Annotated in this window: 8 protein-coding genes; 1 reads left to right on the top strand and 7 read right to left on the bottom strand. The window is 63.1% G+C overall.

Features of this window, described 5'->3' with window-relative positions; genetic code table 11:
* The 6 genes from AC1DZ5_RS21235 to AC1DZ5_RS21210 form a co-directional block, all read right to left on the bottom strand.
* On the bottom strand, positions 1-2908 hold a 2908-nt coding region (locus AC1DZ5_RS21235; RefSeq protein WP_477892763.1), incomplete at its 3' end, for a two-partner secretion domain-containing protein.
* Between the two features lie 22 nt (positions 2909-2930).
* Positions 2931-3485 carry a toxin-activating lysine-acyltransferase gene (locus AC1DZ5_RS21230; protein ID WP_477892761.1) on the bottom strand — a complete coding sequence of 185 codons (555 nt, stop codon included), beginning with the start codon at positions 3483-3485 and terminating at the stop codon, positions 2931-2933.
* Positions 3486-3534: 49 nt separating this feature from the next.
* A complete protein-coding gene (locus AC1DZ5_RS21225) occupies positions 3535-4224 on the bottom strand; it encodes an outer membrane beta-barrel protein (protein ID WP_477892759.1) in 690 nt (229 codons plus the stop codon).
* Positions 4221-5978, bottom strand: a complete 1758-nt coding sequence (locus AC1DZ5_RS21220; protein WP_477892757.1) for a ShlB/FhaC/HecB family hemolysin secretion/activation protein — start codon at positions 5976-5978, stop codon at positions 4221-4223. The genes AC1DZ5_RS21225 and AC1DZ5_RS21220 overlap by 4 nt, the downstream gene beginning before the upstream one ends.
* A 164-nt stretch (positions 5979-6142) precedes the next feature.
* The gene (locus AC1DZ5_RS21215) at positions 6143-8476 is read right to left on the bottom strand and encodes a glycoside hydrolase family 94 protein (protein WP_477892755.1); all 2334 of its coding nucleotides are present in this window, start codon (positions 8474-8476) and stop codon (positions 6143-6145) included.
* Positions 8394-14801, bottom strand: a complete 6408-nt coding sequence (locus AC1DZ5_RS21210) for a glucoamylase family protein (RefSeq protein ID WP_477892753.1) — start codon at positions 14799-14801, stop codon at positions 8394-8396. Before AC1DZ5_RS21210 ends, AC1DZ5_RS21215 begins: the two co-directional genes overlap by 83 nt.
* A 179-nt stretch (positions 14802-14980) precedes the next feature.
* Here AC1DZ5_RS21210 and AC1DZ5_RS21205 point away from each other — a divergent pair, with 179 nt between their 5' ends.
* Positions 14981-15574, top strand: coding sequence for a BON domain-containing protein (locus tag AC1DZ5_RS21205; protein ID WP_477892751.1), 594 nt, complete (start codon positions 14981-14983; stop codon positions 15572-15574).
* A 227-nt stretch (positions 15575-15801) separates the two neighbouring features.
* Here AC1DZ5_RS21205 and AC1DZ5_RS21200 read toward each other — a convergent pair.
* On the bottom strand, positions 15802-17832 hold a 2031-nt coding region (locus tag AC1DZ5_RS21200; RefSeq protein WP_477892749.1), incomplete at its 5' end, for a putative bifunctional diguanylate cyclase/phosphodiesterase.

Below are 17832 nucleotides of genomic sequence, written 5' to 3'. Positions count from 1 at the left end.
CGGTGATGTTGATGGTCCCCCCTGAGCCTGTCGATGGGTCTTGGCTGGCAGCCAGTTTCACATCGTTGGCGGCGATTTGCCCGCCCAGGTTGTTGATGGTGTTGGCGTTGATCTCCAGCAGCGTGCGGCCCAGGATGGTGCCGCCGTTGCGTACTTCGCCCGTGCTGTTGATGGCTACCGTGTTGCCGCTGAGCAAGCCGCCCTGGGCGTTGAGGTCGCCGGCTCGCACGGCGGCGTAGAGGTGGGGCACCAGGGCCTGGGTGGTAGTACCGTCGGGCAGGGTCACGGTTTCTTGCTGTAGCCAGACGATGTCGGTGGTGAGCACGGCCATTTGCTCGGCGGTCAGCGCAATGCCGGGGCGCAGGTTGTAGGTCTGGGCAAAGGTCAGGCCCGAGTCCATCAGGGCTTGGTATTGCTGCTGGTCGCTGGTGTAGTTGGCCAGGAAGCGGCGGCCAGTGAGCTGGGCCACTTGTTCGTTGATGAGGCGTTGCTCGTAGAAGCCGTCGCCCAGGCGTTTTTGGGTGACGCTGGGGTCCAGGCCGATGCGGCTGGTGATGTAGTCGGAGCTGAGCCAGCTTCTGTAGTTGGTAAAGCGTGGGTCGGTTTGCACCAGCACGGGGGCGCTGGGGTCGCTTTGGATGCGCAGCAGGCTGCTGTTGGGCAGGTTGATACCGGTGCTGGCGGGCAGTGTGGTGCCCGCGGAGTTCAGCGGGGTGGTGCTCGTGGCTTGGCGCACGCTGGTGTCTAGCACCTGGGTGGAGGCCACGGCGCTTGAATAGGCGCCCGGGCGGTAGGCCTGGTAGTTGTAGTTGCAGCCTTTGATGTTGCCGCAGCCTTCGTCGTACTGGGCCCAGCTGTAGCTGGTGCCGCTGCGCACCGAGTCCAGCTGGATGGTGCGGGCGCGGTTGTCAATGCTGGGGGCTGTGATGTTGAGGGCGCCGCCAGAGATGATCACGCTCTGGTCGTTGACGACACCCGTGCTGGCTACCAGGGTCATGTCTGCGCCACTGGCAATGCGCCCGGGGGTGCTTCGGGTGACAACGGCGCGGTAGTCGGTCTGCACGTAGCTGGCAAAACCATCAAAACTGTAGGCACCAGAGGTGCTGTCGGCTTGGGCTGCGCCTTTGCCGTAGCCATAGACGGGGAGCATGTTTCCTGTTGCGTGGTCGGTGCATCCGTCATGGCCGCCGCCTGTGCAAATCATCTCTGGCTCGTAGCCAACGATGCGGTAGTAGGCATAGCCGCCGTGGGACATACCCGTCAAGCTGCCCATGGTTGGGTCCGGTACAGCGCCTTGGGCAGAATCAAAGGTGCCGCCCGTGGTGAAGTAGACCGTGCCGCTGGCGCCGGCAGTGCCTGCATCTTTCTCCCATTCAAGCAGGGGGTTCAGGTTGTTGATGGTGGCGCTGTGGATGCGCAGGGTGCCCTGGGCTTCGATGGTGCTGGCGCTGTTGGTCAGGGTGGTGGCCGAGCCGGTGGCTTGGCCATTGGCGTCCAGGCTGGCACCGATGGCCATATCGCCCAGGCTCAGGATGTTGGCGCCGTTGCTGTTGTTCAGGGTGTCCACCCCGATGTTGAGGCTCCCACGAGAAGCCAGCGTTGCCGCGGCAGTGCTGCTGGATGCGGTGTCTAGGTCGTTGGTCAGGGTGGTGGCGGCAACGCTGACGGTGTCGCCGTAGATGTGTGCGCTGCCCAGGTTCTCCACGGTGGTGGCCTTGATCTGGGTTTGGCTGGTGCCCGCGGCGTTGCCGCTGTCTATCAGGCCCCGGTTGCGCAGGGTGGCTGCGGTGTCGATGCGGGTGGTGTCGGTGGCCACGATGTCACCCGTGTTGGTCACATCGCCCTGGGTTTGGATGCGGGTGCTGCCCACGGCAGAGATGCTGCCGCTGTTGGAGAGCCAGCCTTGGCTGTTGACCGTTACATCGCCCGCTGTGGCACCGATGACGCCACCGTTGCGCACGCCCAGGCCCGACTCGGTGCCCACGAGAGTGATTTTTTGTGCATACATGCCGCCCAGTGCGGCAACGTCCAGCGCAAAGGCTGGTGCGGCGCCTGTGCCTGCTGCGGCGGTGGCGCTGGGATTGGCGGCACTGCTGGCGCTGATGTCGTTGGAGCCGGTTACCACCTTGATGTCTTTGGCCCAGATGCCGGCGTTGATTTGGGTGGCGCGCGCCAGAATGTTGGTGTAGTCGGCGGTGCGGGTGTCCAGGCCGTCGCCGTCCACCACCACCGAGCCGCCGCGAACCTGAAACAACTCCAGGTTGCCCGCGTTGAATACGGGCGTGCCGGTGGTCAGGGTGACGGCGCTGGCGTTGATAAAGCCCCCGCCGTTCACAGCAATGCCTGCCGGGTTGGCGATGATGACTTCGGCGCGCTGGCCCGCCACTTCCACATAGCCCCGGATCTGGCTGGCGTTGGCGGAGTTGACTTCGTTAAGGATGACGCGTGCACCACCGCCCCCCAGCCACGGGTTGCCTTGTACATACCCGGCGATTTGGGTGTTGGAGTCCGTGCGGCTGTTGTTGAGCACCACGCCTTGGCGGCTCACGTCAAACTGGCTGTAGGTGTTGCGGCTGACCCCTGCCGCACTGGGGGCCTGGATGTTGACCTGGGTGACACCGCTGGCGGTTTGCAATATGGTGGGCTGCTGGTTGCCAGGGGCGCTGCGGTCCGCCACGATTTGCGCCACGGTCCACGGAGTCAGCGTCAGCAGGCCCAGCGCTATTGCTATGGGTTTGATAGCTGCTCGCGCAATGTCTATGGGGGCTAGAGGCTGATTTGATGCTGAAACACCAGCGCCCTGGGTGTTGCCACTGGCGGGCTTGCCTTGGGTGCTGGCGATCTCGCTCACCACCATGCGCATGCCGCGGCGGGCATTGAAGACAATCCGGTACAGGTTTTTGTTCATGGGGACTAGGCTCCGTGTGCAATCAGGGTTGAGAGGTATTGCCGCTTGGGGCGGCCAACATGGGGCGGTCGGCCCACCATTGGCGGGCGTAGGCAGGGTCCACTTGCGCGCCATTGAGGGTGCGCACGGTCACTCCACGCTCATGGCTGCGGTGGTACATGTAGCGCACGCTCGCCTTGGCAAAAAACGGACTCCAAAGCGCATGGACTTTTTGGCTATCACCAAACGGCGCAAAGAAATCGACCAGCCACATGCGGTCGCCACTGTTCCAGTCCTCATTGCGCAGGCCTTGGTAGGGGTTGCGCACGTAGCGGCTTTCAGCCTCAGCACTCAAATTGGCCCAACCCAAATACCCAATGGGGCGGGTGAGCCCTTCAGGGCGTTCTTCCAGTATCAGCACGTATTGGCGCAAACGAATGGCGGGCAAGAGCATGTGGTCTAGCGCCGTTAGGGGCAAATCACGATGGTTGGGGCCATGCATCCACAGCCAGACAGCACTGCCAAAAGCCTCGGCATCGGTATGGGGCGCCAGATTGAAAGCGGGCGCAATGATTTGGAAGCTACGGCTGTCTGTCATGGGGTGATAAAAGTGCGGTGAGGCAGCTGTCTGGTCTGGCTACGTCTGCTTAGAACTTGTAGAGCAAGCCAACTGTGAGGCCGGCTTGTTTTGGGGTGCCGGTGGTGAGCTGTGTCTTTTGGCTGGAGTAGGCGACAGACTCATATTCCGCGCGCAGCTCGATCTTGGGGTCAATGGCGATGGCAACGCCGAAGCCAACACCTGTGCCGGTGTGCGTATTGGTGCCACCCGCGGAGGCGGTGTCAGTGGCTTCAGCTGTCAGCTGGTGGTAGGCCAGCTTGCCGTAAACCAGTGCATTGGAGCCTACGCGATAGCCTGGCGCGAAGGAAATGGACAGATGGTCTTTGAACTTGCCCGAGAAAGATTGCGCGGTGCCCGCGGTATAGCTAACGGAGCCCGCATCGGTGGACTTCAGACTGTAAGAAACTCCCAACGTACCAACCCAATCGGATGTCAGTGCAAAACCGTAGGATGCAATCAACGCTGCTTCCGAGTCATTGGTTTGCGTGTTTTGACCATTGATGGAGGGGACGGTGCTTTCGTAGTCCACTTTGTTTTGGATGGCGGACACGGTCAAGCCGATGGCAGGGCCAACAAAATTGGCTTTTGTGTTGGATTGCGCCAAGGCGGCAGTGGAGGCGAATGCAGTGGTCAAGGCAATGACTGCTGCTGCACGGGACATATTTTTCATAAAACTACTTTCTAAAAATGTGGGGCTACCCACGGTTGCAAAAATCAAAACGCCAGATTCAAACTAAAGCCCGCCGTGGTCTCTGCGGTCTTGAAGCCCGAGGGTTGGTACAGCGGTGCGCCTACAAAAATGTCGTACTGCAACTTGCGGTAGTTGCCACGCAGGCCCACTACTCCACCGCTGAGGGCTTTGCCCACCAAGAGCTCCGCACTCTGGCCGCTAACGCCACCGGCATCGATACCCAGATACAGCTCTTGCCCGCTGTTGCCCAGCGCCCAGCCCAAGTCTTGGCGCAGCACCCAGCCGTTGTCGCCCGAGAGGCTGCTTTCCCCATCAAAGCCACGCACGGTGTAACGCCCGCCAATGCTGAAGCGGTCTTGCGGAGTCAGCGGGGTCTCGTTGCCCTGCAGGCGCAGGTTGGCCTGGTAGCGGAGTGACTGGCTCAGCCACTTGAAGGGCTGGCTTAACGTGATGTCTGCCGCCCACAAACTAAAGCGTGCGGTGCCTTGTCCGGTCGATTCTTCAGGGGCATCGACGGCGTCAAAGTCTCGCGTTCCGCGCTTGTAGGCCAGGCTGGCGTCCAGCGTGGCACTTCCCAAAAACTCTTTATGGCTCAAGCCCCATTCCCAGCCGCCCACGACACGGCGCTGAATTTGCACTTCGGTGTCGTCCACGTAGTTATTGGAGTGGCGTTCAAAGGCTTTGAGGGAGAGCGATGTCTTGCGGGTCGCATCACGGTAGACCATGCGCGAGAGCTTGAGCTCTGCAGTGCCACTGGTGCCGCTGTAGACGTAGTCCTGGGTCAAGCCGGTTACGGTCTGGTGGTAGCGGCTTTCGCTGAGCGTGGCGCCCAGAGTCCAGTAGCCGTAGGGGAGCGAGTAGTGCACGGTGGTGCCTTGGGTGCCCCGTGGGCCGGGGTCGCCACCACCGGCATCGTGGTTCTGCGAGACATAGAAAAGGTCGTTCAGTCCCAAGGGGTTGTCCCACGAGAAGGTGGCACTGCCTTGGTAGCGCCCGGTGCTTTTGCCACCGCTGTCGTCCAGAGAGAGCGAAACACGGACCGGGGTGGTGCGCTGGTAGGCAATCACCAAGTCGCTTTGGTCGGGTTGGTCTGCCGGAGTGATCTGGATATCTGCATCGGCCGTGGGCACGCGTTTGAAGTTTTCCAGGGCCTGTTCGATGTCACGCAGATTCAGGATGTCGCCTGACTTGGCGGGTACTGCGGTGGTCAGAGACGTAGCCGGAGCGCTGGCCCCGATCGCTTCTGTCCCCGGCGCTGCCTGGAACCGAATGCTGCGAATCCGACCGGGCACCACGGTCAGCACCAGACCGCCGCCACTCAAGTCCTGCGGTTGGGCCAGTACGCGGGTGGTGACAAAGCCTTTGGCGACGACCGCGTCTTGCGCGCGCTTGAGCAGGATGCCAATGCCTTGGGTGCCGATGCACTTGCGCAGGGGGCTGTCGGTTTTTTGCGGGCCAGACAAGCTGTCCAACACCCAGCCAAATTGGCCAGCCGCCTCGCCACGCAGTTCCAGCTGGCGGATAGGGAAACAAGGGGCTTCGGACTCGGGCAGACGCTGCACCGGTGCGGCAGGGGCGCTCAGGCGTACGTCGTTGGCCTTGTCTTGCTGGTCGCGCAACTGAGCATCGCGCTCTTGGATGCGACGTTGCTCGGCGGCGTCACGCTGGGCATCGGTTTGGGCTTGGGCGCTGACAACACTGGCGAAGGCAGTTAGTAAGACAGCCGTAAGTGTGGAGCGAAGCGGGTGCGGGCGATGAATAGCGGTTTTTGGGTCCGACATGGATGGGGCTTGTTCTCATAAGGCACCCACCAACGACCGGAGGATTGCGCTAACTGGGCGCAAATGTAGCCGGGCATAGTCCATTCGGACATCCCCCGAAAGAGTGAATTTGCGGTTGCGGGGTGTTTTTAGCGCAAATTTGTGGTTTTTTTGCTGTATACGCCCTACCCCACCACGCTGGTCACCCGCACTTCCACCGCATGGTTCTGCAGATCGTCCACCAGCATCACAGCCGCGGCGGCCTGCTCTTCACCATCCAGCCACACCCGCACGCCGACCTGCGTGCCATCCACCTTGTTGACCACGATCGCATACATGGTGCTCTGGCAGCGGTAGCGTAGCGTGAACCCTGACCAGCCTGCGGGCAAGCAAGGCGCAAAGTGCAAGACCCCCGCCTCCAGCCGCACACCCAGCAGCGACTCCAGCACCAGGCGGTACATCCAGCTGGCTGAGCCGGTGTACCAAGTCCAACCACCGCGGCCGCGGTGAGGGTCTACCGCATACACGTCGGCCGCCACCACATAGGGCTCCACCTTGTATTTGGCGATGCTGGTGGGTGTGCTGCCGTGGTGCACCGGATTGATCAGGTCAAAGCATTCCCAGGCTCGGCGTGCGTCGCCCGCCGCAGCGAACGCCATCACCGCCCAGATGGCCGCGTGGGTGTACTGCCCACCGTTCTCCCGCACCCCAGGCACGTAGCCCTTGATATAGCCGGGGTTCAGCTCGGAGATGTCAAACGGTGGTGTGAGCAACTGGATCAGCGCATCGTCGCGGCGGATCAGGTGCTGGTCCAGCGCGTCCATGGCCAGGCGCGTGCGAGCCGGGTCGCCCGCCCCTGACAGCACCGACCAGCTCTGCGCCACCGCGTCAATCTGGCATTCGGTGTTCTGGGCAGAGCCCAGTGGCGTGCCATCGTCAAAGTAGGCGCGCCGGTACCAGCCGCCGTCCCAGCCATGCTGGTCGATGGCATGGCGCAGTTTGTCGGCTTCGGCCAGGCACTCTTGGGCAAAGGCCTGGTCGCCCTGGGCACCTGCCAGGCTGCTGAAGCGCACCAGCGTGTCGTACTGGAAGAAGGCCAGCCACACGCTCTCGCCTTTGCCCTGCTGCCCCACCATGTTCATGCCATCGTTCCAGTCTCCCGTGCCCATGAGGGGCAAGCCCCGCTCTCCGCGAGGCAGCCCCCTGCGGATGGCACGCACGCAATGTTCGTACAGCGTGCCCACCTGGGTCGATGGGGTTGGCAGGTCGTAGTACGACTCGTCTTCGGGGTTCACCGGGCGACCTTCCAGGAAGGGAATACGCTCCTCCAGCACCTGACGTTCGCCGGTGGCCAACACATAGCGGCACACCGCCTGCGCCAGCCACAAGAAATCGTCCGAGCAATGGGTGCGCACACCGCGCCCCTGGGGCGGGTGCCACCAGTGCTGCACATCGCCATCCACAAACTGGTGCGCCGCACATCGCAAGATGTGCTCGCGCAGCAGCTGCGGTTGCGTGTGCACCAGCGCCATGCAGTCCTGCAGCTGGTCGCGAAAACCAAAGGCGCCGCCCGACTGGTAGTAGCCGCTGCGCGCCCACAGGCGGCAGGCCATGGTTTGGTAGACCAGCCAGCCATTGGCCAGCACGTTCAGCGCGGGGTCGGGCGTTTCCACCTGCACCGCGCCCAGCGTGTGCGCCCAGTAGGTGTGTACAGCCTGCAGGGCCCGCTGCACCGCCTGGGGTTCGCGCAGGTGCTGCGCCATGGCCGTGGCATCGTCCAGGCCCCGGCGCCCGGTGGCGCCCAGGCGAAAGACAATCTCGCGCTCCTGCCCATCCACCAGCTCAAACGGCACTTGCAGCGCCGCACAGGGGTCCAACCCGGCGCCCACCCGGTTGGACAACTGGGTGCGGCCCATGGCGGCTGGGTTCTTGAGCGTGCGGTTGCGGCCCAAAAATTCCCGGCGGTCCGCCGTGTAACTGACGTTGGCACTGCGCGTGGCGCCGTTGGCATCGAAGAAGGCCACCCGGTCGCCAAAGTCGGGGTTGTAGGGGTTGCGCGCCAAAATGGCGCCGGAGTTGGGGTCCACCTCGGTGCTGATGTACATGGCGGCCTTCGATCGCAGGTCGCCCATCACCCATTCCACATAGCCCGTGGCCGAGAGCCTGCGCGCGCGGCCCGACTGGTTGCGCACCTTCAAGACCGAGAACTTGATGGCTGCCTCCAGGTCCACAAACACGGTCAGCTCGCTGTGGATGCCGTCTTCCTCGTGCTCAAACACGCTATAGCCAAAGCCATGGCGCGTGACATAGGGCGTGGGGCCACCGCAGGGCAGCTGCGTGGGCGACCAGAAGGCCCCGGTTTCCTCATCGCGCAGGTAAATGGCCTCGCCACTGCCGTCGCCCACGGCGTCATTGGCCCACGGCGTGAAGCGGAACTCATGCGCGTTCTCGCTCCAGGTGTAGGCCGAGCCGCTTTCCGAGATCACCGTGCCAAAGCGCGCGTTGGCAATGACATTCACATGTGGCGCTCGGCAGCGCCACATCGGCACGGCGAACCACGCGGTTGGAGGGCAAGCGCGGCATCGAGGCTTCGCGCTGATCTTTGGCATTGCGCCGATTCACCTGGTCGGCCAGCGTGCCCCGTGTGTCGGTGATGACTACACGCGCCACGGTCAGGAACAGGGTGCGGTCTTCGCTGGAGATCTGCTCGGCCGCGCGCACAAAAATGCCACCGGGCCGATCGGTGAAGTTAGCCTCCATGCCCGCCGCAATCAGACCCATGATCTGCTCTTGCAGCAACTGGCGGTAGCCCGCGTGGTCCTCGTTCCAGATGACCAGGTCCACGGACAAGCCTTTGAGGCGCCAGTAGGCATGCGCCTGCACCAGCTGGCGCACCAGCTCGATGTTGGCCTGGCTTCCAATCTGCAACAGTACGATGGGCAAGTCACCCGAGATGCCGTAGCCCCACAGGCCTGACTGCCCGCGGCGGTTGCGCGCCTGCACGACCGTATCCGCGCGTTGCGTGGGGTTCACGTAAATCACCGAACTGGCCAGCCGCGCATACAGCTGCGCGTCCGATTCGCTGGCATTGATCTGTTGCAGGTTCACCCAGCTGTGGGTCCAAGCCAGGTCAAACACCCGGTCGGCCAGGTGCCGGTCGCGGTACTTGCCCACCAGGGCCTGCACCGCATCCCGCGTGTCGCCCACGCCATACACCATGTCGATGGTCACGGTCTGCTGCGGCTCCAGCAGGATTTGCTTGCGAATGGCCACACAGGGGTCCAGCACGGCGCCTTGGCTGTTGGAGAGCGCGGCCATGCCTTCCATGGCCTGGGGTGCATCTACGCCTCGCGTGCGCCCTACAAAGCGCATGCGGTCGGTCTCGTACGACGCGGCGCCAGACTCGGCCCCATGCACCGCCATCAGGTGGAACATCCACGGCGCGTGCTCGCCGTTAGAACGTGGGCGCCGGTTGCACAGAATGGCCTGCCGGTCTTGCAGGATTTCGGTTTGCACAAACAGGTTGCTGAAGGCCGGATGTGCCGCGTCTGCCGCAGCCGCGCCCAGCACCACCTCGGCATAGCTGGTGACTTCGATGAAGCGGCGCGTGCGCGATCGGTTGGTGATGCGCAGGCGCCGCAGCTCCATGTCGTCTTCGGGCGACACCACGATTTCGGTGTGGGTTTCAAAGTCGTGGTCGCGCCGGCGAAACTCGGCCCTCCCTTCGGAAAAAATGGCCTCGTAGCTGTCGGCCTTCGCCAGCGTGGGCTGGTGGGCGGTGGACCAGAATTCACCAGTACCCACATCGCGCAGGTAGCAGAAGTTGCCCCAGTGGTCGGTAGTGCCATCCTCGCGCCAGCGCGTCACCGCAATGTCCTTCCAGCGGCTGTAGCCACCGCCCGCCTGGCTGACCATCACGTGGTAGCGCCCGTTGGACAACAGTTGCACCTCGGGAATGGCCGTGTCGGTATTGCGCAGCACGCGCATGGGCATTTCGGGGCCGGTGGAGAGCGTGCGCACATCGGCAATTTCGGGGTTGCGCACATGGAAGGCTACGGCGCCCGGCGTGCGCTCCTGCAGCAGCAGGTCCGTGGCACGGAACATGGGGTCGGCCTGGAAGCGCTGCTGCATGGGCTGGTCCAGCAGCACATAGGCCATGGCCAAAAAGCCCATGCCCTGGTGGTGCACCATGAAGGACCGCACCACGGCACTGGACTGGGCGCGCGGCAAGCGCGCCAGCGTGTAGTCCACCGCCTCGTACATGCCGTAGTCGCCCTTCAGGCCCATGGCCGTCAGGCGCTCCAGGTTCTGGCAGGCAGCCTGGGGGTTCACCATCAGCGCCATGGCGCTGGCATAGGGCGCAATGACCAGGTCTTCGGCCAGCCCCCGCTTGAGGCCCAGCCCCGGCACGCCAAAGGCGCGGTACTGGTAGTTCAGCGCCGCATCCACGGCGTTGTAGCCCGACTCGGAAATGCCCCATGGCACACCGCGCGTGGCGGCGTAGGCCATTTGCCGCTTCACCACGGCCTGGCAGGTCTGGTCCAGCAGCGTGTTGGCGTAGGTAGGCATCACCAGCATGGGCATGAGGTACTCAAACATGGAGCCACTCCACGACAACAGAGTGGGCTCGCCACCCGACACCGTGAGCAGGCGCCCCAGCGCAAACCAGTTGTCCTGCGGAATGTCACCCTGGGCAATGGCCAGGAAGCTGCACAAGCGCGCTTCCGACGCCAACAGGTCATAGTGCGCGGCGTCACGCCGGTGCTCGTCCACGTTGTAGCCAATGGTCAGCAGATGGCGGCCCGTGTCGTACAGCAGGGCGTAGTTGGCGCGCGCCAGCGTGGTGGCCTGAGCCGACAGTGCCTCCAGGCTGGTGATGCGTTCTCGGGCGCGCTGGCTGGCCAGCGCCACTTGCGGCAACAGGTCGGCCAGCCGCGTGTCTTGGGGCAGTTGGCTCAGGGCATGGCTCAGTGTGTCCTGCAGGGCAGCCAGCTCGCGCAGCGTGGCCATGGCGCCCAGGCCGGGCAAGGCCGGCAAGCCTGCGGGCAGTGCCTTCCAGGGAGCCAGAAAATCCAGCTCTGCCCCATGCGCCTCGCACTCGGCGCGCAAGCTGGCAGACCAGGCGACCAGATCCGGGCGCACCTGCCCGGCTGCGGGCTGGCCCACCGCCTGGTCCAACGCCACGCAAGAGGCCGCAATGGTCTCCAGCCAACGCCGCGCCGACGCGACGGTGGCGGGCTTGGCGTCACAGGCCGATTCGATGTCGGTCTGCACCTGGGCCACCGCCTGGCTCAGCGCAAAAGGCACGTCGGTGCCCAGTGCTTCGCGCAGATTGGCCAGTGTGTGCCCCAGCCCGTCGAACAGGCGGGGGTTCAGGATGGGCTGGTCGGCCAGGCCGTTGAGGCCGGCGCGCAGGGTCAGCAAATGCCCTGACAGGTTGCCACTGTCCACCGATGAGATGTAGCGCGGCGCCAGCGGGTTCAGCGTCAGGGTGTCGTACCAGTTGTAGAAGTGGCCTTCATACCGCTCCATGGTCTGCATGGTCCGCAGGGCGTCGGCCGTGCGCGTGAGCAGGCCGCCGGCGGGGATGTAGCCAAAATCGTACGCGGCCAGATTGGCCAGCAACGCCAGCCCCATGTTGGTGGGAGACGTGCGGTGCGCCACCACGGCCACCGGGTGCTCCTGAAAGTTGTCGGGGGGCAGCCAGTTTTCCTCGGCATTCACAAAGGTGTGGAAGTAGCGCCAGGTTTTGCGTGCCAGGGTGTGCAGGAACTGCACCTGCTCCGGCTTGAAGCGCGCAGACCGCTCTGGCAGCGGCCGGCTGAGCCACCAGGCCAGCAACGGAGAGACCAACCACAGCGCCAGCACGGGTGCCGCCACCCACAGGGCCACCGCCCGGGTATTCAGCAGCACCACCGCAAGGCCCAGGGCGAGCACTGGGCCGGCCCACATGGTGGCCCAGGTCTGCACGAGATCGCGCACACCACCGGGCCGCGACGACTGGCTGGATGACGCGCCTGAGGGGCTCCACTCCAGCAGTTGGCGGTGCGTGAACTGCATGCGTGCGATGGTGCGGCCGATGGCGTCGAGGCTGAAATAGGCCTCGTAGGGCAGCGTGGCCAGCGTAAGCGTGGCCTGGGCCAGTCGGCGCAGCGTCGATTGCCACACCGCCATGGCGTGCTGCCCCAGGGACAGTCCCTTGGGCTTGCGCACCAGGCTCACCACGGTGCTCAAAGCGGGTTCAAAAAACAGAATACCCAGCAGCGCCGCGGTCCATGCGCCTGGCGCCACCATCTGGGTCCACCCCAGTACCAGCAGGCCCACCACGCTCGCAGGCACCAGGCTGCGCCGCAGGTTGTCCATGATCTTCCATTGCGACAGCCGTGAGAGCGGGTTGCGCACCCGTTGGGCGCCAGGCCCTGGCACGCGGGAGAGCAGCCAGGCAGCGATCTGCCAATCGCCGCGCGTCCAGCGGTGGCGGCGCTGCATGTCCGCGTCGTAGCGCGTGGGGTAGTCGTCGTAGAGCTGCACGTCGCTGAGCAGGCCGGCACGGGCGTAGCAGCCCTCCAGCAGGTCGTGGCTGAGGATGCGGTTCTCGGGGAAGCGGCCGTTGAGTGCACGCTCGAAAGCATCCACATCGTAAATACCCTTGCCGATGAAAGACCCTTCGTGGAACAGGTCCTGGTACACGTCGGACACCGCGCGGGTGTAGGGGTCCATGCCGGGGTCGTTGCCGCACAGCTGGGCATAGCGTGAGCGATTGGTGCCCGGCAGGCTCACGGCCATGCGCGGTTGCAGAATGCCGTAGCCCTCGGTCACGCGCTGCAGGGTCACGTCGAAATGCGGACGGTTCAGAGGGTGAGCCAGGGTGCCGGCAAAGGCACGCGCAGCATCGCGCGGAAGCTGCGTATCAGTGTCCAGGGTGATCACGTACTGCACCTGCTGCAGCACGGTGGTGTCGCCCACCACCAGAGAGAAGGCCTGCGCAGAGCCGCCGCGCAGCAGCGCATTGAGCGCAGCCAGCTTGCCGCGCTTGCGCTCATAGCCCATCCAGAGGCGCTCTTGCGCGTTCCAGCAGCGGGGCCGGTGGAACAGAAAAAACACATCGTTGCCCGGGCGCGGGTACTTGGCATTCAAGCCCGCCATGCCCAGCGCCACCCGTGCCTCCAGCACCGCATCGCTCACCAGCGATTCCTGCGCTGCGTCCAGTAGGTCCGTGAGCAAACCGAAATGCAGGCAGTCGTCCTGGTTGGCCAGGTAGCGCACCTCCAGGTCTTGCAGCAGCGCATCAATGCTTTCGCCGGTGTTCAGCATGGTGGGCACCACGACCAGCGTGCGGGACGATGGCGCAATGCCTTTCGAAAAATCCATGCGTGGCAACGTGCGCGGTACGGTGATGAGCGTTGCCAGCCAGTTCACCAGCGTGACTGCCAGCTGGCTGGTTGCCAGCACGGTGGCCACGCCCACGCCGGCCAACATCCAGAGATTCAAGCCCTGCCCATGGGCACGGGCCAGCAGGCTCCAGGTGAACCACGCCGTGAGCAACCCTATGCCCCCCAGATACACCGGCACCGGAAACCTGCGCACCAACCGGACCACACTCTCACCCAGTCCCAAGGGTGCCTGCGATGCACGCTCCAGCTGGGCTAGCCCCTTGTCCACCAAGAAATAGCCCACATGGCTGCGCCGCACATCGCCCGAGGCATGGGATGTCACTGGCTGGTAGGCCAGTTGGATGGCTTTGCGTGCCACATCGGTTTCTGACAGATGGGTGCGGCGCGCAATCTTCTCCACCGCGTGGCGGTAGCGGTCGCGCGTGTGGAAGTCCATCTGGGCATAGACCCCACCAGGGTCTTCGCGCAGCTTGTGGTCCACCATGCTCATGGACTCGACGAACTCGCGCCAGTCCATGGCCCCCAAAAAGCGCAGGCTACCGATGGTGTTGCTCATGCACACCTGGTTGATGGCCTGGTTCTGGGTTTCCGCGTGCACCATCTGCTCGGTGGTCTGGCCCAACTCGTACAGGCGTTGCTCTATCCAGGTCAGTGGCAGGGCGAGCGCTGAACTGTGCCCCTGCAGACGGCGCGCCAGCTCGGCCACAAAGGCGTTTACCAACGGTGGGTTGGACCGCGCCATGTCGGCAATCACCAGGATCAGGCTGCTGGGGTCGCGCTCGGCCACCTCCATCATCTGCTCAGCCCAGGTGGCCGCCAAGCTGCGCTCCACCATGGACTGCGCCACCCGCGCGCTGATACGGCGCAGGTTCTCGATCAGCGCCAGGCGCAGCATGATGGGAATGGCCCACAACTCACCGAGCTTGAGCACCGAGCTCTTTTGGTAGGCGGCCACAAAGCGGTTCAGGTTCTCGGGGTCCACACGCCCGTCTCCGTGCGAGATTACTTCCAGCGCAATGTCGTACACGCGTGGCAAGCCCTTGGAGGGCCCACTGGCCAGCAGCGGCAGGCCGCGGCTGTAGCCCTTGGGAAAGTGCCCGCGCGCGGTCAGCATTTGCTCTTCGATGAGGTAGAAGTTGTCCAGCAGCCATTCGCCCGCGGGGGTAATGCGGCGCCCGGTCTTGACGGCGTCCATCAGCAAGTCGCAGGCCTCGTGCAGCACGTTGTCGTTGTCGGCCAAGCGGTCCAGCAGCTGCTCCCGCCCACGGCCATGCAGCAAGGAATGGCTGGCGGCCAGGGTTTTTCCGTGGCGCTCCATTTGCTCGGCGTTGAACAGCTCGGCCCGCAGGGGGGCCTCGGCGGCGACGGTGTTGCGTCCGCCTGCCAGGGTTTGCACACGCGCAATACCGCGGGCAATGGCGGCGCGCAGGTCCGGGTAACTTGCTTTCAAGGGTCAGGGCCTCTCACGGGTAGACAGCCGGTTGACCTGCGTGGGAATCACGACAAGACCCGTTGCAGTCTCCAGGCCAGCGTAGTCAGCGCCCGCTCCGGGGTCTGTGCGAGCACGCACAGACCCGATGCCGGTTGGGGCCGACAGTGCCTCCATCCCCAACTTCACAAGGAACCACCATGCCTGCTCGCGCGCCCTTCACCCTCACCTCCATTGCATTTGGCATCGCGCTGTCCGCGGGTCTTGCGCTCTCGGTCATGGGGTGCTCGCCCAAGGCCGACACCCCGGTGGCCGCCGCGGCACCCGAGACCACCGTGGGCATGGAAATCGACGACACCGTGGTCACCACCCGCGTCAAGTCCGCGCTGATTGAGCACGACGAGACCAAGGGCTTTGACATCAAGGTGGAGACCCGCAAGGGCACGGTGCAACTCAGCGGCTTTGTGGACAACCGTGCCCAGGCCGACCGGGCCATCTCCATTGCCCGTGGGGTGGAAGGGGCCAAGGCCATAGTCGACGCCATGACGATCAAGGAAGGTCAGGCCACCATCGGAAACGCCGTAGACGACACCGTGGTCACGGCGCGGGTCAAGGCCGCCCTGCTCGCCGATCCGGCGATCAAGAGCTTCGAAATTGCCGTGGTCACCCGCAAGGGCGAAGTGCAGCTCAGCGGCTTCGTCGCCACCAAAGCACAGATCGACCACGCCGTGGACGTGGCCCGTGGGGTTGACGGCGTGCAGACGGTGGTGAACCAGATCGCCACCCAGAAGTAAGCCCTAGCAGTTAGCCCATGCAGAAAAGGCATCGGCAGCGCGCGGCATGCATTTTCTCGCGGTGGCTCACAACGAGCATGGCTTCGATGGTGGCCTTGACCACCTCCCAATGCTCCATTGGTATTGACGGCCATACGAGCTGATTTGGCTTGATTGCATATCGTTGCAATTACCCAAAATTGGGGAAGCCGTGGACATTTCACAAAATGTTTTTGCTTCGAGCCTGCTTAGATGGCTGTTGCTCCATCTATACCGGCAATGCGTTCTGCATTCCTGCTTTGCAGGCTTTGCCCTAGGGTGCCTGAACGCAATAAATCGTTGGCATCGGCGATTACTACAGCTTCACTAAAGTAGTAGCCTTGCGCGAGGGTTGTAGAACCGGTTGAATTCAGGAAGGTACGCTGTGCTTCAGTTTCTACACCTTCGACGATGATCTCAATGCGGGCTTCGCGTGCGAGGTTAATAATGGCACGAACAGTGGTTGCACTGGCCGGATCGTCGACAGCATTTTGAAGCATGGACTGCGCGATCTTCAGATGGTTCACACGGTAGGCACGGAGGTATTCGAACGATGAATACTCTGTCCCGAAGTCATCAATGGCTATCTTGACGCCCAAGGCTCGTAGCCGCGGGAGTACATCGTTGTGGGTCCAGGTCATCTGGGCCAGAGTCGCCTCCGTCACATCGAACTCCAGGCTGGATGGCTCAAGCCCCCACAACGCAAGGGTCTCCACGACATCGCGAACCAATTCAACTCCGCCTTTGAGCTGCCCAAGAGACAGATTGATAGCAATAACCGGCGGAGCCATGTCTTGGTCACGCCATAGCTTCATTTGCTTACACGCTTGGTTCAGCACCCAATGGCCTAGTGCGATGATGCAGCCGGTTTTTTCTGCGATTGGGATAAATACACCTGCGCTGAGAAGGCCACGCAGTGGATGGCTCCAACGCACCAAGGCCTCCATTCCAACGATTTTTCCAGAAGACAACTCAACCTGTGGCTGGTAGTAAAGCTCGAGCTCATCGCGCTCGATCGCCCGGCGCAAATCTTCGCCAAGCGTGACTCGGTCCAACACCTCCTTATCCAGATCTTCGGAGTGAAAGTGGTATTGATTACGGCCCTTGTCTTTCGAGCGATACAGCGCCAGATCAGCCTGCATCACCATCGTGTCCGGGCCTGCAATGCCCCCGACGTAAGGGCAGATGCCAATGCTGGCAGAAATATGCATTTCGTTGCCATTGAGCAAGTACGGAAGAGCCAGCGCTCTCTGCATTTTTGACGCCAATATGCCTGCATTCGATGGCTCAACCATGTCCCCTTGCAGCACAGCGAACTCATCACCTCCCAGGCGGGCGACCAAGTCTGTTTCCCGGGTGCAGTCCCTCAGGCGCTGGGCCACCTCGCGCAATAGCCAATCACCGGCCGGATGGCCCAGTGTGTCGTTTACCAATTTGAAGCGGTCCAGATCCAGATAGTGGAGCGCAAACGGAACGGCGCCCCGCTGCGCCGCAGCAAAGGCCTGGTGCAACCGGTCGGTGAAAGTAGAACGGTTTGCCAGCCCCGTGAGTCCATCGGTACGTGCGACCTTTGCGAGCTGCTCTTCTGCCGCCTTGCGCTCCGTAATGTCCAGGACGATTCCCTCGATTTCAATAAGTCGCCCGTCCTTATCGCGTACCGGAACGTAGCGGTTTTCGACCCAGCGTCGGGAACGATCCCCAGTGAGAAGGTGGTATTCGATCGAGGCGCCTTGCGCATCCTTTTCCAGCACCCGCGACATCGCCTCTGCTACTGTGGCTTGGTCGTCCGGATCAATCAGCACGTCTGCCCAGTCCGGGTTGGCCAGCAGGCTGGCCGGGTCGTGGCCAAACTTGGTGATATTTTGCGAGATATAGATCAGTGGGAACGAAGGCTCACCGCGCAGGCGGTAGAGGATGATGGGGCTGTTCTGCACAATGATGTTTGCGTCGGAAAGTTCCCTGGTTCTTTCCTCGACTGCCTGCTCCAGCGAGTTCATCCGCAACGTGGCGTCTTCGGTCATTTGCCACTTCACCGTGAGAGCACTGGCCAACTGGCGAACCTCAATAGGATCAAATGGTTTTTTCAGAACTAGCAAGCGATCACGTGCGTCCAGGCGTTCGAAGACTTCGTTCCATGACTGGTCGGCATACGCGGTGCAAATCACGATCTGCAGACGAGGATCGACCAGCCATAGCTGTTCGATGGTTTCAACGCCGTCCCATCCCGGGGGCATGCGCAT

It is taken from the genome of Rhodoferax sp. P1_F3, assembly GCF_056405715.1.
The sequence above is the reverse complement of the archived record's forward strand: the minus strand, read 5'-3'. Positions and strand labels throughout refer to the sequence as shown.